19 protein-coding genes are annotated in these 20,881 nt (G+C 58.3%); 5 read left to right on the plus strand and 14 right to left on the minus strand.

All coding sequences use genetic code 11. The features are described from left to right. Positions 1–3: 3 nt before the first annotated feature. On the plus strand, positions 4–966 hold the full coding sequence (locus GDA65_07530; GenBank protein MBA5862543.1) for an amidohydrolase family protein: 963 nt from the start codon (positions 4–6) through the stop codon (positions 964–966). Here the strand turns inward: GDA65_07530 and GDA65_07535 are convergent. The 11 genes from GDA65_07535 to recA form a co-directional block, all read right to left on the minus strand. Continuing rightward, the gene (locus GDA65_07535) at positions 670–1,809 is read right to left on the minus strand and encodes a hypothetical protein (GenBank protein MBA5862544.1); all 1,140 of its coding nucleotides are present in this window, start codon (positions 1,807–1,809) and stop codon (positions 670–672) included. The genes GDA65_07530 and GDA65_07535 overlap by 297 nt on opposite strands. A gap of 42 nt (positions 1,810–1,851) precedes the next feature. After that, on the minus strand, positions 1,852–2,358 hold the full coding sequence (locus GDA65_07540; GenBank protein MBA5862545.1) for a hypothetical protein: 507 nt from the start codon (positions 2,356–2,358) through the stop codon (positions 1,852–1,854). A 2-nt stretch (positions 2,359–2,360) separates the two neighbouring features. Continuing rightward, positions 2,361–3,524, minus strand: coding sequence for a DUF2778 domain-containing protein (locus tag GDA65_07545; GenBank protein ID MBA5862546.1), 1,164 nt, complete (start codon positions 3,522–3,524; stop codon positions 2,361–2,363). Between the two features lie 640 nt (positions 3,525–4,164). After that, the gene (locus GDA65_07550) at positions 4,165–6,723 is read right to left on the minus strand and encodes a hypothetical protein (protein ID MBA5862547.1); all 2,559 of its coding nucleotides are present in this window, start codon (positions 6,721–6,723) and stop codon (positions 4,165–4,167) included. A 939-nt stretch (positions 6,724–7,662) separates the two neighbouring features. Next, positions 7,663–8,817 (minus strand): phosphopentomutase, encoded by a 1,155-nt coding sequence (locus tag GDA65_07555; protein MBA5862548.1) that lies wholly within the window; start codon positions 8,815–8,817, stop codon positions 7,663–7,665. Positions 8,818–8,909: 92 nt separating this feature from the next. After that, entirely contained in the window at positions 8,910–9,599 is a 690-nt protein-coding gene (gene deoC, locus GDA65_07560; protein ID MBA5862549.1) for a deoxyribose-phosphate aldolase, read from the minus strand. 85 nt (positions 9,600–9,684) lie between these two features. Next, a complete protein-coding gene (gene mltG, locus GDA65_07565; GenBank protein ID MBA5862550.1) occupies positions 9,685–10,737 on the minus strand; it encodes an endolytic transglycosylase MltG in 1,053 nt (350 codons plus the stop codon). After that, positions 10,622–11,233 carry a Holliday junction resolvase RuvX gene (gene ruvX / locus GDA65_07570; GenBank protein ID MBA5862551.1) on the minus strand — a complete coding sequence of 204 codons (612 nt, stop codon included), beginning with the start codon at positions 11,231–11,233 and terminating at the stop codon, positions 10,622–10,624. The genes mltG and ruvX overlap by 116 nt, the downstream gene beginning before the upstream one ends. A 4-nt stretch (positions 11,234–11,237) precedes the next feature. Beyond that, a complete protein-coding gene (gene alaS / locus GDA65_07575; GenBank protein MBA5862552.1) occupies positions 11,238–13,868 on the minus strand; it encodes an alanine--tRNA ligase in 2,631 nt (876 codons plus the stop codon). Beyond that, complete coding sequence (locus GDA65_07580) at positions 13,865–14,383, minus strand: hypothetical protein (GenBank protein ID MBA5862553.1); 519 nt, start codon at positions 14,381–14,383, stop codon at positions 13,865–13,867. The genes alaS and GDA65_07580 overlap by 4 nt, the downstream gene beginning before the upstream one ends. Continuing rightward, on the minus strand, positions 14,361–15,473 hold the full coding sequence (recA, locus tag GDA65_07585) for a recombinase RecA (GenBank protein ID MBA5862554.1): 1,113 nt from the start codon (positions 15,471–15,473) through the stop codon (positions 14,361–14,363). Before recA ends, GDA65_07580 begins: the two co-directional genes overlap by 23 nt. A 552-nt stretch (positions 15,474–16,025) precedes the next feature. On the opposite strand from recA, the gene GDA65_07590 reads away from it, so the two are divergent. Beyond that, positions 16,026–16,289, plus strand: a complete 264-nt coding sequence (locus GDA65_07590) for a hypothetical protein (protein ID MBA5862555.1) — start codon at positions 16,026–16,028, stop codon at positions 16,287–16,289. 71 nt (positions 16,290–16,360) lie between these two features. Here the strand turns inward: GDA65_07590 and thpR are convergent, their stop codons facing one another. The 3 genes from thpR to GDA65_07605 are packed head-to-tail and all read right to left on the minus strand — an operon-like array spanning position 16,361 to position 18,840. Then, on the minus strand, positions 16,361–16,975 hold the full coding sequence (thpR, locus tag GDA65_07595) for an RNA 2',3'-cyclic phosphodiesterase (GenBank protein ID MBA5862556.1): 615 nt from the start codon (positions 16,973–16,975) through the stop codon (positions 16,361–16,363). Then, positions 16,972–18,255: a competence/damage-inducible protein A gene (locus GDA65_07600; protein MBA5862557.1), complete on the minus strand. Its 1,284-nt coding sequence runs from the start codon at positions 18,253–18,255 to the stop codon at positions 16,972–16,974. The genes thpR and GDA65_07600 overlap by 4 nt, the downstream gene beginning before the upstream one ends. A 48-nt stretch (positions 18,256–18,303) precedes the next feature. Next, positions 18,304–18,840, minus strand: coding sequence for a hypothetical protein (locus GDA65_07605; GenBank protein MBA5862558.1), 537 nt, complete (start codon positions 18,838–18,840; stop codon positions 18,304–18,306). A 223-nt stretch (positions 18,841–19,063) separates the two neighbouring features. On the opposite strand from GDA65_07605, the gene GDA65_07610 reads away from it, so the two are divergent. From GDA65_07610 to GDA65_07620, 3 genes are all read left to right on the plus strand, one after another. Next, on the plus strand, positions 19,064–19,771 hold the full coding sequence (locus tag GDA65_07610) for a chlorite dismutase (protein ID MBA5862559.1): 708 nt from the start codon (positions 19,064–19,066) through the stop codon (positions 19,769–19,771). A gap of 108 nt (positions 19,772–19,879) precedes the next feature. Continuing rightward, a complete protein-coding gene (locus tag GDA65_07615; protein MBA5862560.1) occupies positions 19,880–20,542 on the plus strand; it encodes a hypothetical protein in 663 nt (220 codons plus the stop codon). 103 nt (positions 20,543–20,645) lie between these two features. Continuing rightward, entirely contained in the window at positions 20,646–20,858 is a 213-nt protein-coding gene (locus tag GDA65_07620; GenBank protein MBA5862561.1) for a hypothetical protein, read from the plus strand. Positions 20,859–20,881 lie beyond the last annotated feature (23 nt).

The following is a 20,881-nucleotide window of genomic DNA, read 5'->3' on the forward strand; positions in this document are numbered from 1 at the left end:
GATATGCGGATCGACATGCATGCCCACTATTTTCCTGTGCGGTATCTCGATTTGCTGGATCGCCTGGGCGGATCCCAGGTCGGCACGGCGATCGCTCGGAATTTCCTGGCAGGCAAGGAGCCGGCCGATCTCGAGGCACGTTTCGGGATGATGGATGACGCCGGTGTCGATCTGCAGGTCCTGTCGGTTTCCCCGCAGTCGCCGTACTTCCGGGATGAGCAGAGTGCCCTGGAAGCGGCACGGGTTGCGAACGACCTGTACGCCGATTTGGTTCGGCAGCACCCGAGGCGCTTCTTGGCGTTCGGATGCCTTCCACTGCCCCATATCAATGCTTCGCTCACCGAAGTCACGCGGGCGTGTGATGAACTTGGCATGGTGGGAATCACGGTGTCTACCTGGGTGCTCGACACAACCATAGCTGACCCGGCATTTGAACCGCTGTTTGCCGAATTGGATCGACGCCAAGCGCTCCTCTTCATCCATGCCGCGGGACTTGCCTGCGGCTCTCCTATCCTTGCCGCGCATAACCTTACCTGGCCCATCGCGGCGCCATTCGAAGATACGATGTGCCTGCTGCAACTCATGAAAGCAGGCGTCATCACGCGATATCCACGCATACGCATCATTGCCTCGCATATGGGTGGCACGCTGCCGTTTCTCATGCGACGCTTAGACCACTCTGCTTCCTGGTTTATGCCGAAGGGACTTGAAGCGCCCAGTGTCTTGGCCCGCCGTCTCTGGTATGACACAGCCAACGCTCATCCGCCGGCATTGCGTTGCGCGTGCGACACTTTCGGCGCCGACCGGATCGTCCTCGGCACCGATTATCCGTATTGGCTCCACGAGGAATTTCGCGCCGTCGCGACCCACGTTGAACATGCTGGATTGCCCCCCGATGATGTTGCGGCAATCTTCGGAGGGACCGCTCAAGCGCTGCTGGGCTCGCACATCGCGAGCACCCGCTGAGTTGTACTGCCTTGTCAAGCAGCGGCGCTCGAATGCGTGCATGGCATAATTGGTGATGATGGTGCCGGCGGCCGTGACGTCGATCGGCGCGATCGGCTGGTGCGACCCGGTTGAATCGATCGGCTGGCCCACCGCTGGCGTCGGTACCCCGCTCGCCAGCGTAAAGCCCACCGAGACCTGGCCGTTCACACTGATGCCATCATCTACCACTGGGCCTCGAAGCCCATCCGGCGTGGAGGCCAGTACGGCTGTGTGACCGCTGCCCACCCCCGGTGTGACCGGCGTGCGGCTCAGCGGCTCATCAATCCCAGGTCCATGTGTGTATCTCGCCTGCAACACGTTGCTTCCATCGTACTCGAGCAAGATGTCTTCGCCGTCATAGATATACCGCTTCGTCTGGCCGTTAGCGACCTTTTCGATTCTGTGCCCTAAACCATCGTAGCGATAGCTGCTGGTCGTAATGGCCGCGGGATTCCCCGCTGCGAACTCCTGCACCTGGATCAGGCGATTCTCAGCATCATACGTGTACTGCGTGTAGTTACCGGTGGCCAGCAGTGTTTTCTTGGTAAGATTCCCGTTGTCGTCGTATTGGTAGCTAAAGTTACTGTCCGCGCTCAGCTGATTGCCTGGGTTCACCACACTTCCACCGGTGGTTCGGTTCCCGACTGCGTCGTATGCAAACGCCTGCGGGTCCAGCAGCAAAGGATGGCTCGCTGAGGTGAGCCGGTCCAACTGGTCATACCCGAAGGTCTGCGGCCCTCGACGGTCCGTGAGACTCGTCCGGTTGCCCACAGGGTTGTAGACGTAGTCCGCTTTGTTGATCTGCGTTGCAGTCGCTGTCAATAGATGGGGAATTCGGGTGGCCTGTGACTCCGGATCACATATTTACTCATGCCATCCCCCAAGTGCCTCAATATACGTCCTGCGATGCGGCAATTTCCCGGAAAGCAAGTAAGCTGATAGCTCATGAAGGCAACTAGTTGAGCTCCTACTGTAGGCCGTCGCAATCACGCGTCCGCGGTCTGGATTGATCAAGGCGATTGCCTCAAGCGCATCGCATTGAATGTAGTCTACCTCTGATTGGTCTTTGAGTAGGCTTTCTAGCGTGGCGATCGCGGAGGCATCGCCGATGTTTCCAAGGGCCCCAATGGCATACCGACGAAGGGGCATATTCTTGTCATTAATGTCTTTGAGAATGAGCGGCACCACTTTGGCCCCGCCCACGATTAGAGGATCCATCAGTTGGTCTTCAGCCCCTTGTGCAGCATAGAATTTCAGAAGAGATTCCTCAGGAGACAAAGACCATCTCCAGAAGACATACGTTGCAAACCCAACCATTAAGAGGATTGCTATCATCACTAGGCCTCGAAAGAAAATCGCCTGCCTGAACATAGCTAGAATACCGTTAAGGGGATGCTGTGATTTGGGTCGCGCAATAGGTCGAACAGTAGCGTGTCAGTGGCACGATTACCAAAGATTCCCCCTCCAACATCAATACATCCCGCTGAACCTGGCCGACTTCCACCGTGCAAGAAAAAGCCACCACGAAGCAATGTGTTTGTTCCTTTATCGGGCATGATTGGCACACGCCAATCACCCCAATCGTGAAAGAACCATGGCTTATAATTGAACTGCCTAAAGATATCACCCAAGGTATCTGGGTTGGAGAGATCGCTTGTATTAATCGTGTAGTCGCCAGGAGGAATGGGGCCTTCGTTCCTCTTCTTTGAACATCGCGGTTGATTCATGCAACCGCCAGCTCCCGAAGTGGCTGCCAAATCATATGGTCTTCGTCCCTCTTGCTCTGGATCAACATGTAATCTCTTATTCTTGATGTCATACCAAAGTCTCGTAAGACCTGATGGATCAATATAATCAACGGGAGCATTTTGAGTGTAGCGATACAAATTCAAATCACCACCCACAATGCCAATCGGATCCTTCTGTAAAAACCGCCCCGTCCCGGCGTCGTAGTACCGCGCACGATAGTAGAGAAGCCCGCTTTCTGAATCGAACTCTCGGTCCGTATACGTATACGGCTGCTCCACCGTGCCGGGCGATTCGAGGATGGTGCCGTAGGCATCGTAGGCATAAGCTTTGGCCACGCTGCCGTTGCTATCAGTGAGCTCCGTCACCGTGCCGAGACCATCCTGATGATAGTAGAAGGTGCTCCCGGCTTTGGTCACCGCAATCGGCTCATCGATGCCGGGACCGTGGGTGTATCTTGCCTGGAGGACGTTACTGCCGTCGTATTCGAGCAGAATGTCTTCGCCATCGTAGATGTAGCGTTTTGTCTGGCCGTTGGCGACCTTCTCAATCCGACGGCCCAAGCCATCGTAGCGATAGCTGCTGGTTGTAATAGCGGTCGGATTCCCTGCGGCAAACTCCTGCACCTGGGTCAGGCGATTTTCCGCATCATAGGTGTACTGGGTATAGTTCCCAGTGGCGAGCAAGGTCTTCTTGATGAGGTTCCCGTTGTCGTCGTACTGGTAGGCGAAGTTGGCATTCGCCGTGAGCTGCCAGGATGGTGAAACAGGTCGCCAGCTTTGTTCTCGCATCGCTCGGACCCTCAACGTACCGAACTGAGTACGCCTCGGGCACTCGCTCGTTGCGGCCGCCCTGGACAACCTGTTTGACCATCCTGAGAGAATATGCTGGAGCAGAGCTGTCACTTGATTGATGGAGGGGTCGAGGAATGAAAGGTAGTCGATTTCTGTTTTCTTTTTGCTGCAATGGTAAATTGTCTGCCACTTCCTTCTTGACACTGAAACGTCAATGCTTTTGATCTGCAGGCCCACTCCACAGTAACTCCAAACCTTCTTACCTCTTCGGTAAAAGTGGGAAACATTGAGTTTAGATCGATTGAACCGTGGATCACTTGACCTGGGTCGAGAGTATACGGAACATCCATGTAGTCCGCCATTGGTCCAAACTTTGCCAATGGCGTGTGTGCTTTGTCCAACCGATATACCTTGTTCACAAAAATCATTTCGTTGGGAGGGATCCACGGAAGATCTAAGTTCTGTATCGTCACTGTTCGATCAGATGAATTTTTCAATTGAATTTCTATCGCATACCGTCCGCTTCCTCTCTTCGAAAGGGAGGCTGATAGGTCCAAGGAACTAGGCTCTTGCGCATAGATGCGCACCGCCGAGACTAGCGCATAGAAAATGCTGAACAGAATTAACAATACAAGTTTCATAATTTCTTGAAGGCCTTTTTGATAACATCGATTCGGAAGTTCAAGAGTCCCTCACACGGACAATTGCCTCGTCTTCCAGCAAGCTCCTTTTCCAAACATTCTTGTTCTATCAGGTACGCGCTAATTTCCGACTGCCTTCTGATGTCTTCGTCGAATAAGATCTGACCACCATTCTTCTGGTTCCGTTTGCCTTTTGTTCCGCTACACACTAGGGGGCTCCGCCTCAGGGCATCCTGCAAATGGAAACCTTCGTGAGCGAAGATGCACTCCGTGATTCCACATTCTTGGGAATTGTCGTCTTTGAAGTAGTCACTTATCCAGACTTCAGGATTTCCATCCTGGCAGATTATTGAACCCGCGGGGCCGCCAATCACCGATTCAGGCTTGCGATTAGAAGGATTTACTGCCTGAGGTGGTGAGTTAGGAGCTAGGCCAGATGAGTCTGTACCATTGGGCGGGTTATTGCGCACGTATCGGTACAAGTTGATTCCTCCGTATAGCCCAATCGGATCTTTTTGAAGGAACCGGCCATTGCTTGGATCATAGTAACGAGCGCGGTAGTAGTACAGTCCACTCTCTTGATCGAACTCTCGGCCGGTATGCCCGTAAGATTGGTCGAGGCTGCCAGTTGCCTCAAGAATATTTCCATAACTGTCATAGGCGTAAGCTTTTGCCACTGTCCCTGCTGAGTCAGTCAATTCTGTAACGGTGCCTAGGCCATCTGCATGATAGAAGAATGTATTTCCTCCTTTTGTGACAGCGATAGGCTCATCGACTGTTGGCCCATGCGTATACCTCGCCTGCAATATGTTGCTGCCGTCGTATTCGAGCAGGATATCTTCCCCATCATAGATGTACCGCTTCGTTTGGCCGTTGGCGACTTTCTCGATCCGCCGACCCAAGCCATCATACCTATACGTTGAAGTGAACGCGGGTGTGGGAGTGCCCGCGACGAAGTCTTCCACCTTGATAAGTCTGCTTTCCGCATCGTAGCTGTATTGTGTGTAATTGCCCGTGGCGAGCAGGGTCTTTCTCGTCAGGTTCCCATTGTCGTCGTATTGATAGCTAAAGTTACTGTCCGCGCTCAACTGATTGCCTGGGTTCACCACACTTCCACCGGTGGTTCGGTTCCCGACTGCGTCGTATGCAAACGCCTGCGGATCCAGCTGCAAAGGATGACTCGCAGATGTCAGGCGATCTAGCTGGTCGTAGCCGAACGTTTGTGTTCCACGTCGATCCGCGAGACTCGTCCGGTTGCCGACCCCGTTATAGACATAGTCTGCCTTGTTGATTTGGTTGCTGGTCGCGGTGAGCTGATGCAGAACGTTCGTCACCTGACTCGCCGGATCATAGCTATAGGTCGTCTGGACCCCGTTCGGCAGCGTCAGACTCGTCCGCCGAGAGAGTATATCGTAGCCATAGCTCACCACGGGCTGCTCTTGCGTCCGGGGCGCTTGGAGCTCGGCGACCGTCCAGGCCCGATCCGCCATCGTGATCTCATCGAGCTGACCGGTGAACGGATTGGTGCCGCAGCCGCCGGTGCCGATGCGCAGGCCACCTGCCGGCAGGCTGGTCAACACCGGAGGGCCGTCAATAAAGTTCCAAAAGCCTTCCATCTGGCCGTCGCGGTAGAGCCGGAGTTCGGTGCCATTGCGGACCAGGCCGAGGCGATGCCACTGTCCATCGTTGACCCGCTGGGTCGTCGCCACACCGGCGCTCACCAACGTCGTCCCCGCTCCCGCGTCCGGTCCGGCCACGGCAAAGCTGGCCGTGCCGTTCGGTTGCAACTGCAACTCCCAGGAGGCCGCGTTGGCCGGAGACGTGACGGTACAGGTCAGCCGATCGCTCATGATGGTCTCGCGGCGCGTCGAGGTGGTCTTGATCCACAGATCCACCGTGGCCTGAAATCCGAATCGACCCACCGTGCTGGTGAAGCCGATCGCGTCGTCGACCCCGTCGAACTGAAACGCCTGTCCGGCCATGCCGGCGGCGAAACTCACGCCGTTCTGCAAGGTCCCGGGGTTGCCGCCTTGGGCATCGGCGGCCGTGCCATCACCTTTCCACCAGGCCACCAAGTTCGCCGTCGGCGGCGGCAGGGTCACGCCATCGCCCAATCCGGTCAGGCGATTCAGCCCGTCATAGTGATAGCTGGTTGTCTTGATCCCGTCGGCCATGGTGAGGCGACTGCCGGTCGCATCATAGGCATAGCCGAGGGAGACCGTCGGTTGATTAGGAGAACCGGCGGTCGTGACGTTGAGCAGCCGATTCGCCAGGTCGTAGGTCATGGCCAAGACGCTATCCGGATCGGTGACGTTGGTTAAGTTGCCGACAAGATCATAGTTGTATTGAGTGATCTGACTGCCCGGCAGGGTCTTGCTGAGCAATTGGTTGACGGCGTCGTAGGCGAAGCTGATGGTCTCGTTCTTGGGTGTGATTCTCGTGAGCAGGTTGTCGTTGCCGTCGTAGGTGTAGCGCTCGATCTTGCCGAGGGGATCGGTGGTGCTGAGCAACCGCTTCCAGCTGTCATAGTCAAGAGTGGTCACCTGGTTGAGCAATCAGTCAGAGTGATTAAGACATGTCCGTTGTCGAGTCGCTGGGGTAGCAACTGATCTCGATCTCGGCATGGTAGGTTGCTGCGAAGGCAACGCATGTTACTGGAATATTCACAGTGCACGAAGCATCACTGAAGAACACGGAGATGTCCAGATATACTTTGGTGTCCTCAGGCAAAATACCAGTGTGGTCGAACACACGAGGAGGAAGTAGCGCGGCTATGCTTTGGCAGTGTTCTTCCAAGGAAGCAGATGGAGACGCAGACGAGTCAAGTCGCCAAATTGATCGATCGAAAGGCTCTTTACCCCCCAGGCGATACAGTCCGCTTTCCTGCGAACCGGGCGAGTGCGCATACCCCAATCTCGCTGAGAGATCTGCCAAGCTCAGCAACGCAGTGGTAATGAGCAAGGACACTCGAGTTTCCTTCATAGAAACTATTTAACCCTCCTCGAAAATTACGGGATTATAAAACGCGGTGCCAGAATAATCAGACGTCCAGGAATTCTAGGGATTCTTGGGTTCCGATGATCAATGCCGAAAACATTGTCTGGAAGTTGGTCATCAGGCGCTGGTACCACGACTACAAGCGGAACTGGATCACTTAGATGGCAATAGCCGTACGGCTCGTTCTCTGAGTTTCTATCGGGTTCCGTCTTGTGTCCTTCAGGATCCGGCCTTTCATGACGTTTCCATTCCTCCTACAAATCGCGCGCAGCATCTTGATTCAGGTCTGGTTCGCCAGGCCGCTTGTGTTCCCTGGGATACCACTTCCAGAAATTACTGGGCAGACCATAGATTTTGTCTTTCTTGGTTAAGCCAGTCGTATCAGCCCAATTAATGGTAGTCCCGCGTGCCATCCGCTACTGGCGTGGGCAGGAGAGTCTGACGCTCAAAAAGGTGTCACGGCAATCGGGCAGGCTAGCCAACTGAGCCAGAGTGCGCTAGCGGGATTGCAGGGCATCCAAGAAGCTGTCACCCCATGGAAGCCTTGTGGCTCCCAACGCTTCGCCGATCGTCTGAGCGAGATCGGCAGCGGTCGTCCTCGTGCCGAGGTTGACGCCGCGCGCGAGACGCGGGCCGGTCACGAGACAAGGCACATACTCACGTGAATGCCCGGGGGTTGGTCGGGCACAGTCGAACCCGTGATCACCCGTGATGATGAGCACATCGCCAACTTTGAGACACTCTTGTAAGTCGCGCAACCGCCGATCGACGTGTTGCAGCGTCGAGACGGTCTCCTGCAGATCGGGGCTCATGATGGGAAGACTGGCGTAGATTAACCCGCGGGGCGCCTTGCTGAACATGCCGATGACTTCGTCCATCACGGCCTGGGCTTGAAACAGAGGCACAGACCTGGTGACGCCGCGCCCGCTAAAGAGATCGCCGACTTTTCCGACCCCGAACACCAATTGGCTGGCTTGGCTCAAATGGTCCAACAGCGTCAGCCCCGGAGGTTCTACGGCAAAATCCCGGCGGCGTTCGGTGACGGCAAATTGCCCAGGCTGCCCCGTAAATGGATAGGCGACCACGCGAACGATCGGCATGGTTGCCTTGAGCCGCCGTCTCGCTTCACGTGCGAGACGATACAACTCCTCCGGCGGAACGACCTGCTCGTGGGCCGCCAACATCACAGTCCCCGCCGTATCGATCCAGGCGATGGGCATACCGGATTTTTGATGCTCCGCGCCGAACTCCGCAATCGGCTCCAGGCGAACGGTTCGACAGTTCCCGAGCGTTTTTTGTCCCAATGCGACTTCCAGGCCGGACGCCAATTCTTTCGTAAAGGCCTCATAGGGACGCGCGCCCTCTTCGATCACATACCCGGCCAATTCCCAATGTCCGGCCAGCGAGTGTTTGCCCCTGGTCGTAAACCCTAGCTTGCCGTAGCAGCCTTCCGGCTGTGTCATGGGCCGGATGCCTTGAAACTGTCCGAGAAGACCGAGGCCGAGTTGTTCGAGATTCGGAAGGGTCAGCCCTTTTGAAATGGCCGCCAGCCGCTGGAGCGTGTTGCAGCCGGCATCGCCGTACGATTCGGCGTCAGGCAGGGAGCCGATGCCGAACCCATCCAGCACCAACAGTACGATTCGAGTCATCATCGGGGCACTATATCAAATCCGTTGAAACGAGCAAGCCAATCTCACCGTCCCGGCACAGCGAAGCACGATCTGTGATGGGTGCCAGACACCGCTCATCGAGCGGCGGCCCGCTCCGCCCGCCATTCGCCTAGAATTTTCAGACTTGCGCTGGTGCCAATGCGGTCTGCTCCTGCTTCCAGCAACGCCCGCGTTGCCTTCCAGTCGCGTATGCCGCCCGAGGCCTTCACCTTCGCCCGCCCCGCTACGGCCTCTTTCATCAGCCGCACATCTTCTACGGTCGCGCCGGCCTGATTGAATCCCGTCGAGGTCTTCACATAGTCCATGCCCGCTTCCACGGCCAATCGGCAGGCCGTGATTTTTTCTTCGCGAGTGAGCAAACAGGTTTCCAGAATGACCTTATGGTTGACACCTGGTGTCGCCCGCACCACGGCCGCCATATCCTGCCGCACGACATCATAGTCGCCCGATTTCAGGCGGCTGATGTTGATGACCATGTCCAGCACCCTCGCGCCATGCGCCACCGCCTCGATCGCCTCCGTCACCTTCGCATGGGTCGAGTGACCACCGAGAGGGAAGCCAATCGGAATCCCGACCTGCACCGGCGTCCCGGCTACGGCCGCCACCGCGTCATCAACGTAACAGGGTGGCACAAAAATCACGACAAACCCCTGCTCCTTCGCCTCCGCACAGAGCCGCAACACGTCGGCCCTGCTCGCCTCCGGGCGCAAGACCGTGTGATCCAACACAGCCGGCAGATTCTCATTCCACGACACAAGTCCCATATCCCTGTTCCTTTCAGCTGGTAAGTCTCGATGGTGCGAATGGTGTGGTGAGGCGATGCGTCGTGCAGATGCAGGCCCCGGCGGGTCACGAGCCGTGAATGACGAGGTTCCCCCCGGCGCTCTTGCGGAACGGCTGCTTCTGATACTTTTCGACGGCTTGATTGTGTTCAGCCAGTGTGGAGGAGAACTGATGCGTTCCATCGTTGCGGGACACAAAATAGAGATACGATGCCTGAGCAGGGAAGAGCGCCGCACGAAGCGCGTGGGCTCCGGGGCTCGCAATCGGTCCCGGCGGAAGTCCCTGTACGCGATAGGTATTGTAGGGGCTCATGACGGACAAATCGCGTTTGTGAATGTTGCCGTCAAACGCCGGGAGCCCGTAGATGACCGTCGGATCGCTTTGCAACGGAATTCTCTTGCGCAACCGGTTATGGAACACGGCCGCGATCAGTTCACGCTCTTCCTTGGAGCCGGTCTCTTTTTCGATGACGGAGGCCAGCGTCAACACCTGATGCAGGGATAACTTCATGCGCCCCGCTTGTTCCTGCAAGTCGGCGCTCCACGCGCGATGGAGTCCGTCGACCATGGCCTTGATGACGTCGCGTACTTTGGCCTGGCGAGGAAAGGAGTAGGTCTCCGGAAACAGATACCCTTCCAGCGAGTCCGCGTCAATCCCAAGTGTCGCGATGAAGGCACGATCGCGAACCAGTTTCGAAAACTCTTTGGCATCGGTCACCTGCTGCACCGCCAACACGTCGGTAATTTGCGCAAGATTGTACCCTTCGGGGATCGTGACCGGATGCAACACGACTCGACCGGCCAGCAGCTTCGACAGGATTGCCTGCGAGGACATGCTCCCATCCAACTCGTATTCACCGGGGCGAATTTTCCGATCAATGTCCCGGGTCTTGCCAAGCAGACGGAATGCCAGCCGACTGCGAATCAGTTGCTCGCTCGATAAAATACCCGCGACTTGCTGAAAGGTACTGCCGTCGGGAATGACGACGATTTGGGAGGGGGGTTTAGGACGTCCGCCGGCGACGGGACTTTGAGCCCAGCGCAGCGCGAGGTACCCCGAAATCGCCAGGAGTATCACCGACGCCAGCACCAGACCCGCAATCAATCTCTTCTGCATCATCCTCTCGTGGTTCGTCAAAAGACCAGGGATCGCCGTCCTGGGAGTGGCTCAGGGTCTGCTCCTGGCCGGACGTCGGCTTCTCCAGACTCGCAAGGTAACTCTGAAGCAGAATCGCCGCGGCAATCCGATCGACGATGCCTTTCCGTTTCCGGCGCCCGACGTCGGCGGCGATCAACAAATCCTCCGCCGCACAGGTCGTCATCCGTTCATCCCAGGTCACCACGGGAACCGACAAGGCCGGTTCGAGCAGGTGAATAAATTCCTCGACCACCTTGGCTGCCGGACCACTTTCCCCGTTCAACCGAAGCGGCAAGCCGACGAGCACTTGACCAACCTCGTGCTCGCGCACTAACTCCTGGATATGTCGGATGTCGGCCTCGGGATTGCGCCGGTAAAACGTTTCCAGCGGCTGGGCCGTCCACCCGAGCTCATCGCTCAAGGCAAACCCGATCCGTTTGGAACCGTGATCGATCGCGAGAATCCGTTGGCCTTTCATCAGTCTACCCTTCCAAGGCCTTTTGGACCAACCCAAAAATTTTTTCCAGCGCCGGATCCAGCCTGTCGGGATTTTTTCCGCCGGCCTGCGCCATCTCGGGACGACCGCCACCTGTGCCGCCGACTTCGATCGCCATCTCCTTGATCAATTCGCCTGCCTTCAATCGGCCCGTCAAGTCCTTCGTCACGACCACGAGTAACGAGACCTTGCCGTCGTTGGCGGCGCCGAGGGCCACGACGCCGCTCCGGAGCTTGTCGCGCAGTTGATCAGCGAGTGCCCGCATGCCGTTCACGTCAAGGCCATCCGTGCGTTGCGCATGAACGTGGACGCCCTTGACCTCACGAGCCTGTGCCTGTGTCGATGACGTGCTCGCCATCTTGAGCTTCACATCCGCCAGTTCCCGCTCCTTGTCTTTCAACTGCTCGCTCAACTTTCGGGTGCGCGCCACGACTTCAGCCGGTGCGACCTTCAGAAGATCCGAGAGCTCACGCACATCCGCCTCCAGCCGCTTCAGGGAATCCAACGCTCCACTGCCGGTCAAACACTCGATCCGGCGGACCCCCGCGGCCACTCCGGACTCACCCACAATCCGGAACAACCCGATTTCGCCCGTGCGCCGGCAATGGGTGCCCCCGCACAATTCTTTGCTGAAGGTGTCGATCTGCACCACCCGCACCCGGTCGCCATACTTGTCGCCGAAAAACGCCAACGCCCCGCCGGCCACCGCATCCTGCACCCCCATCACATCCGTTTGCACCGGTTGATCCTGGCGGACCTGCTCATTGACGATCGATTCGATCTCGTCGATGTCACGAGACGTCATGGGCCGGAAGTGGGCAAAGTCGAACCGCAGGCGATTCGGCGCCACCAGCGAGCCGTACTGTTTGACATGCGGCCCGAGCAGATCGCGCAGCGCGGCATGCACCAAATGCGTGGCCGTATGGTTGCGCGCCGCAGCCTGCCTGGTACGCGCATTGACCGAGAGCTGCAGCCGTTCGCCTTCACGAATCGAACCCGCCGTCACCAGGCCCTTGTGCACGATCAACGTCGGCACCGGCCTGGTGGTCTCACGAATCTCCACCCGACCGTCGGTGCCGGTCAAGACACCGTGGTCTCCGGCCTGTCCGCCGCCTTCCGCATAAAAGGGCGTGACGTCGAGCACGATCTCGATTTCGTCGCCTTCGCGGGCCTCCTTGATGAGGCGATCACCCTGAAGGAGCGCCTGCACCACGCCTTCGGAATCCAGCCGGTCATAGCCGACAAATGACGTGGTTCCGACACGCGCCGCCACGTCGCTCAGGGCTGGCCTCGCCGTTTCATGCTCGAAGCCTCCCGTCTTTCTGGCGCGCGTCCGCTGCTCTTCGATAGCGGCGTCAAAGCCGGTTTCGTCGAGGGTAATCCCCTGCTCACGGCTGGCTTCCGCAATGAGGTCCATCGGAAACCCGTAGGTGTCGTACAGTTTGAAAATCTCGGTCCCTTGCAGCACCTGCTGCCCCGCCGTTTTCACTTTCGACAGCATGTCGTTCAGGATCGGCAACCCCTGATCGAGGGTGGCGATAAACCGCTCTTCTTCGCCGCGCGTTGCTTCGGCCACCGTACCGGCCGCCGGCCGCAACTCGTGATAGGCCTCGCCCATGTGATCCACGACCGTCGCCGTCAGCTCATACAGGAATGGTTGGGTGATGCCCAGCAGGCGTCCGTGGCGGGCTGCGCGCCGAAGAATTCGGCGGAGCACGTACCCCCGCCCTTCATTCGACGGCAACACGCCGTCAGCCATCAGGAAGGTAATGGCCCTGAGGTGATCGGCAATGACGCGCATGGAACGATCCGCCTGCTCCATCGCTCCATATTCAGCAGCGGCGCGCCGGCCAATCGCCGCCAGCAGCGGCGCAAACAAATCGCTGTCGTAATTGCTGAGTTTCCCCTGCGCCACCGCGGTGAGACGTTCCAACCCCATGCCGGTATCGATGCTCGGCTTCGGCAGCGGATTGAGCGTTCCCGCGCTGTCACGATTGAACTGCATGAACACGAGGTTCCAGATCTCAATGACCCGGTCCCCTTCACCGTTCGGCGTGTCATCGCCAGGCACCGCAGGTCCCTGATCAAAGTGCAATTCCGAGCAAGGGCCGCAGGGGCCTGTATCGGCCATCTGCCAGAAGTTGTCCTTCTCGCCACAACGCACGATGCGGTTTGGGGAGACGCCGATCTTTCGCCACAGCCGATCGGCTTCGTCGTCTTCGCGAAAGATCGTGATCCACATCCGGTCTTTCGAGAGCCCGACCACCGAGGTCAGAAACTCCCAGCCGAAGCGGATGGCGTCTTCCTTGAAGTAATCACCGAAGGAGAAGTTGCCGAGCATTTCAAAGAACGTATGATGACGCCTGGTATAACCGACATTTTCGAGGTCATTGTGCTTGCCGCCCGCACGCAGACACTTCTGCACGGTCACGGCCCGCTGATAGGCGCGCGTTTCTTCACCCAGGAACACCCGTTTGAATTGATTCATGCCGGCGTTGGTAAACAGCAGCGTCGGATCCGCCTGCGGAATCAAGGACGCGCTCGGAACCGCCCGATGGCCCTGCTGTTCAAAATACCGGATGAAGGCTCGCCGCAGATCGTGTACAGGTTGGCTCATAACTCGTCTAACCCCGTCTCCAAGTCGACTTGCGTGACTTGCTGAATGGTGTCGTCATCAAACCCGCGTTGTCGCAAAAATCTCACCCATTGTGGTGGACGCGTTCCCGTGGTGCGCCCCTCCAGCGCCCGGCACGCCAATTCCTGCTCGGAAATTGACCGGTAGGCACTCCTCAAGGCCCGCTCCACCACCGGGTCTTCGAAGCCTCGACTGAGCATTTCCAGCTTCAGCCGCTCACGTCCCATCGGGCGTTTCGCCAGCCTGGCTTCCGCCCAACGCGTGGCATAGGCTTGATCGTCGAGATACCCCCGCCGCTCTAACTCACGCACGACGCCCTGTCCCTGCGCCAGGCTCGCCCCTTTCCCCTGAACATGCCGCGCGACCTGAGATGCCGTCCGCTCGGCGCGGGCAAGGTACCGGATTGCCATGATCAGGAAATCCGGCGGCGACTCCGCACGCCCCCGGCCCCCGCGTCCAACCGGCATATCGCTCCTATGTCGTCGCTCTCGCAGCATGGCCGCGCTTCTCGTCCTGCCGACTCTCGGCCTTGCGCTCGGGTTTCTCCTCTTTGGCTTCTTTGGCGTCGGCCTTCTTGTCGGCCCCCCGCAAGGGCAGCCCGGCGAGTTCGCGCACCTTGCCTTCAATCTCCTTGGCAATAGCCGGATTGGTCTTCAGAAAATCGCGGACGGCTTCACGCCCCTGGCCTAAGCGTTCTCCCTTATAGGAGTACCAGGCGCCGGCCTTCTCCACCACGCGCTTCTCCACACCCATATCGACGATCTCGCCCGACTTCGAAATGCCCTCGGCAAACATGATGTCGAATTCCGCCTGCCTGAACGGCGGAGCCATCTTGTTCTTGACCACCTTGACCCGCACGCGGCTTCCGGTCACATCTTGCCCATCCTTGATCGACTCGATCCGGCGAATATCGAGGCGCACGGACGAATAGAACTTCAACGCGTTGCCGCCCGTCGTGGTTTCCGGGTTCCCGAACATCACGCCGATTTTCATGCGGATCTGGTTGATAAAGATCAGCGTCGTCTGGGACTTGGCGATCGCCGCCGTCAGTTTGCGCAACGCCTGCGACATCAACCGCGCCTGCAAGCCCATATGGGCATCACCCATCTCGCCTTCAATCTCAGCCCGCGGCACCAACGCCGCCACGGAATCGACGACGATCACGTCAATGGCGCCGCTACGCACGAGGGTTTCCGCAATTTCGAGCGCCTGCTCGCCGGTGTCCGGCTGCGACACGAGCAAGTCGTCGGTGTGCACGCCCAACTTCTTGGCATAGGTCAAATCCAACGCATGTTCGGCATCAATGAAGGCAGCGACTCCACCCGCTTTCTGCGCTTCCGCGATCGCATGCAACGTGAGGGTGGTTTTACCGGACGATTCCGGACCAAAAATTTCGATGACCCGTCCGCGCGGGAATCCCCCGACGCCGAGGGCAATATCCAATCCCAGGGATCCGCTTGAAATCGCCGGAACGTCGGCCGGCCGATCATCGGTCCCCAACTTCATCACCGCGCCCTTGCCGTACTGTTTTTCAATCTGAGCCAGGGCCAGGTCCAACGCGCGCTTTTTCTCATCCTTTTCAGTCATTCAAAACTCCTTCTCGCGACATGACTCGTGAAGTGTGCTGGTCTCGTATGCCGTGGGAGACAACGCACCAGCCGGCCATGAGTTGACCACGCGCCAACCGGACCAGACTCAGACCAGGAAAGCAGACAGAACAGCGGATTATACCGGACTTAAAAGGAAGAAGCCTAGCCCGCAAGGGTCCACCACTCAATCTGGAGAAAAACGGTTCCGGCCCTGCGCCTCTGTGAATCGCGTGAGGCCGTGCGGGAAAATACCATCGCGCGACAGGCCTGCCTCCTATCCTGTCATGCGTCAAAAATCTCGCAGCGTTCTGTCATAACCGCCACTGTATCGAAGTACGGGGACGGCAGTCGCCTCATCGCCACCTATCCGCAGCTGGCGCGTAAGTACATGAAAACACTTTGGAGACTGAAGAGAACGGGCACAAAACTGGACCGTTAAAGTCACCGTGCGTCTATGCCGACATTCTTCATGAGGGGCAATGTGCCTGGCACCAACATTGCTCCCATTCCGCAGTGTTCGCTCATCACTCACCTGATGCAGGAGGGCCCCATGCCACAACAGCGAATGGATGATCGATCCGAACACTCTGTCGCGCAATCGCAACACTACGTCACGCGCGCGCCGCGCGATCTGACCTACGATGAAAAGAAAGCTGCCGAAGCAGCCTTCCGTGGCGAGCCGTTTAATCCCAACTGGTCCGTCGCCGCCGCCGCCGTCTACGAAGGGATCGTGTCCGCCATGTCCCGCATGCAGGTCGCTGCACTAACCGAATTGGAGGCCGCTCCTGTCGCTGAAGAATGTCTCACCCGCTGAGAGAGCTGGCCGCAGCCGTCGATTGACGTGCCGAGAGCATTCATGCACAGCCGCAGCTGCCGGACTTGAGTTTAGGAGCGTGAACTCAATGGGCACTCCCACAGCTTCGTGTAGATGGAGCCGGCCGGCCGCAATTCGCTTCTCATCATGACCAGCGTCTTGATCGGCAGAACACCGAACGCCACCGGTTGATCCAACAGCCCGCTTTGAGCCAGTCCCTGTCCGACCTGCCGCTCCCCCTCCTTAATTCGTGCCAGCGTCAGATGCGGGCTAAACGGCCGAACCTCCGCCGCCAACCCGGCCGTCCGGCACACGTCCTCCACCCCCTGATACAAGGCCTGCAGCCGGTCGCTCTCGCTTCCCTGTTCCCAACTTTCCAGCGGCCCAGCCCAGAGAATCCTCGGCTGCAGCGGTCGAGGAAACGTCCCCAGTCGCGAAAAGGGAACCTGGAGCATTCGATGATTGGCGACCACCTGCGCAAGCGTCGCATGGAGCGACTCGAGCAAATCCTCCGGCGTGTCACCGAGAAACTTCACGGTCAGATGCATGGAGGCCGGTTGCACCCAGCTGATGCGCGCCTGCCGGTCGACCGTCCGTTCCAGCCGTCGTTTGAGATCCTGCTGAACCGCCGACAAGGCCGCGCGAAGATCGGGCGGCAATTCGACGGCCAGAAACGCCCTGATCATCCGCCACCTTTCTTGATCAACCAACGGCGCAACAGATCCAACGCGGCCTGCGAGGAGCGCTGCTTGATGACGCTCCGGTCGCCGCCATGAAAGCGGAATTGTTTCGTCTGGGCATCGTCCGGTCCGCCGTCGAGCCCCACATAAACCAATCCCACCGGCTTCGCCGCAGTGGCTCCCCCTGGTCCGGCAATGCCGGTCACGCTCAATCCGACCGAGACACCGCTGCGCTCACGAATGCCCCGCGCCATGGCTGCCGCCACTTCGGCACTGACCGCGCCGTGCCGATCGAGGAGATCCTCAGACACTCCCAACAACTCGACCTTCGCGCGGTTGCTGTAACAGACGATACCCCGATCCACGTAGGATGAGGACCCAGGTACCTGGGTTAACCGATGGCCGATCAATCCGCCGGTGCAGGATTCGGCCAAGGCCAGGGTCATGCGCCGGGCGGTCAGTAACCGGCCAACCACTGATTCCATCGTATCCGCTTCTTGACCGTACACCATGTCGCCGAGCCTGCTGTTGGCTTCATCAAACAGCCGCTCAAGCGCAACAGCACCCTCTGCCCCTGCCGGACCTGTCAGTGAGACCATCACTTCCGTTTGAGAAGCATAGATCCCGAGTTGGACTGGACTGCCTGGGGGCAGCAGCCCCTCAAGCTTCTGATCCACAATCGACTCCGGCACGCCTGATGTGTGGAGTACCCGACGAATCACGGGCGTGGCCGGTATCTCCTTGTGCCTGCCCAGCCAGGTCTGCAGACGCGGCAGGAGCCCATCATGGATCATCGGTTCCATCTCACGCGGCACTCCGGGCAAGGCCGCAAAGAACGCATCTTTCCAGATCAAGACGAACCCCGGCGCCGTCCCGACCGGATTGGTCAGAAATTCCCCGCCTGCAGGAATCATCGCCTGTCGCAACTGCGCCTTCGTCGGGGTCCTGCCCCACTGAGCCAATCGAGCCGTCATCTCGTCCAGCGCGGCTTTTCGCCGGACCAACCGGTGGCCGAAGGCCTCCGCCACCGCCTCGCGGGTCAGGTCATCGATCGTCGGGCCCAACCCGCCCGTGATGATCACCACGCGGGCGCGTCGGACCGCCGTCTTGAGTACCCTCACGATATCGGACAACTCATCACCGACGATCGTCTTGTATCGAAGCTCCACCCCGCATGTCGCCAGGCGATCGGCGATAAACAGGGAATTCGTGTCCATCCGGCCGCCGAGCAGGAGCTCGGAGCCGATGGCGATCGTTTCAGCCGTCCAGGCTTTCGACTTGTTCATGCAAGGTTAACCTTGTTGCTCGGAAACGGTGTTGACGGGAGGATCACATTATTCGATATGGGCGAAATCCAGTTCGAAGCTGACTTGCCCGCCGCCGGAGGGAAACACGGTCAGGGTCGTCTTCGTGTGCGGATCAAGATCTGCGTAGGGGAATTGGGCAATGACTTTCGCGCGATACGCGGGCTGTTGAGGCCAGAGGGTCGTCCGATCGCCTCGCGCGTCAAACCGGACCGAGGATGGTTTGACGGTCCGCCCGGCCTGCTCCAGCACGACGTAACTGTCGGCGGCAAAGTCCACGCGCTCACCGAACAACACGACGTTCACCAGGAGATTGCCGTTCGCCAGCACCTGAGCGATGTCCTGCTCGGAGGGAGCCAGGGCCCGCAGCGACAGGTGATTGGCCATCACGAGCAGACTTCCCAACTTGGTCATGATGAACCCGCGGGGAGCCAGATCTTCTTTCGCGCCGAACCACGTATGCAGTTGATCCGGAGAAACACCCTGCGCGGCGGCGGCCTTCCCCCGTTCAACCGTGACCTGGATTTGTTCGGGAGTCGGCTGCACTTCGATGGCGAATGACGCCACAGGAACGCTCATACTTGCGACGGCGAAGAGGAATTGCAGGAGTCTGGAACCGGCAGACCATCGTCGAAGGCTACGCATGATAGGGAGCCAGTACCAGATCGATGTGGACGTGTCAATTCGTAGTTCGCACACCTCGCAATCGGTTGACAGCCTAGGAGACGAAATGCTAAAGAGCTAACTCTTATTCTTTTACATTATCAAGAAGTTGCCTGGAGGGTTCCTCATGTCCAGCCCCGAACAAGCGCCCCGCCGTCAGTATGTGAATTTCACCTTCTATAAATTTGATCCGGCCTGGCGTCGGCTTCCTGAAGATGAGCGCACGCGCGGGAAACAGGAGTTTCTCCGTGCCGTAGAGGAATACCAGGGCAAAGTGCTCGTCATTGCATACACGACCGTCGGTATTCGCGGCGACTGCGACCTGATGCTCTGGCGCATCAGCTATGAACTCGAACTGTTCCAGGAAATGAGCACCAAGATCCTGGCGTCCGGATTGGGCAAGTATCTGCTCAACCCCTATTCGTACCTCGCGATCACCAAACGCTCCATTTACGTGGACAATCACACTCACGAAAATCAGGAAAGCAAACGTTTGACGGTGGTCCCTGGTAAGGCGAAGTACATCTTCGTGTATCCGTTCGTGAAGACTCGCGAATGGTTCTTACTCACCAAGGCCGCGCGACAGGGCATGATGGACGAGCATATTGAAGTCGGCCATCGCTTCCCTTCAGTCAAACTCAATACGACCTATTCGTTTGGCCTCGACGACCAGGAATGGGTCGTGGCCTTTGAAAGCGACAAGCCGGAAGATTTCCTGGATCTCGTCATGGCGCTGCGGGAAACCGAGGGTAGCCGGTACACGTTGCGAGATACCCCGATCTTCACCTGCATCCGGAAGAGCCTGAAAGAAGCATTAGATACACTGGGCGGCTAAGCTCGACTAACACGCTCGGACAGTTTGCACGGCCTTCGATCAGATGATCGAAGGCCGTGTGCGTTCTGCCCCCGGCGAGCCACCAGACACCGCACCCTCCTCACATCCATGTCAGTTGATGCTCCGACTTACCCGGCTTCCGATCACCGGGCGGCCTTGTACTCGGCCCTTCTGCCGGGGTTGGGCCAGCTACTTCGCGGGCGGCACAACGCCGCCATGCTCTATGGCCTCGTGACCATTTTCCTGATCGCGCTGAGTTTCGCTCTTGGACGTCTCTCCGGTCGGGCCGCGGAAGTCTTTTTCTTCATGCTGCTGGCGCTTCCCTGGTGGGCGCTGCAGAGTTACGACGCCGCCCTTGGACCGGCAGCTTCGGGTTCCGATCTTGCCAGAACCGGCCGCCAGGCATGGGCGGAAGGGCATGATATCCGGTTTCTCGGCCTGCTATTTCTCGTCAGCGCCGCCAACGATGCGATCATCATCGCCAAGAACCCCGACTATCTGCTGCCATTTTTCTGCACGAAATTGGACGGAGCCGCCGGTTTCGTGACCAAAGCCCTTTCACCGTTTCTCCATACCTGGGTCGGCTACGGCTTCGTGCGCGTCAAAAAATGGTCCCTTTTGGTGTATCTGGTGTATGCCGCATACGGGACCACCAACGCGCTCGTCAACTTGACCTGTTTCGGACCCGGTCGAATCCGGAACACCCTGCTGATCGCCCTCATGGTCTTCACCAGCTACATCCTCTGGCGGCGACGACTATTTCAGCGTTGACCCGTCCCCGTCGGAAGCGGAAGGTCGCATTTTGACACTCGGCTCGAGCCTGTGTTACCTGTAATAGTAATATCGTTCCACATCCTCAGACGGAGCAGCTCCTATGGCCGAAAACAATGCGGTCTATGCGATTCGCCACCCTGACGGTTCAGTGACCCTGTATATCGACGAAGAATACGCCATCGATCGCGGCGTCGATCCAGCCAAACTGGTGCGGGTCGAAATCCCTCGCGAATTGTTTGTCAGCGGCAGCATTCAACACATTCGAGAATACGTCGCGGTCTACCTTGAAAACAGCCATCAGGGCACGGCCTGAGCGAACCTTTTACCTCGCACGAG

The sequence above is a fragment of the Nitrospira sp. CR1.1 genome (assembly GCA_014055465.1).
In the GTDB taxonomy this organism is placed as follows: Bacteria; Nitrospirota; Nitrospiria; order Nitrospirales; family Nitrospiraceae; genus Nitrospira_A.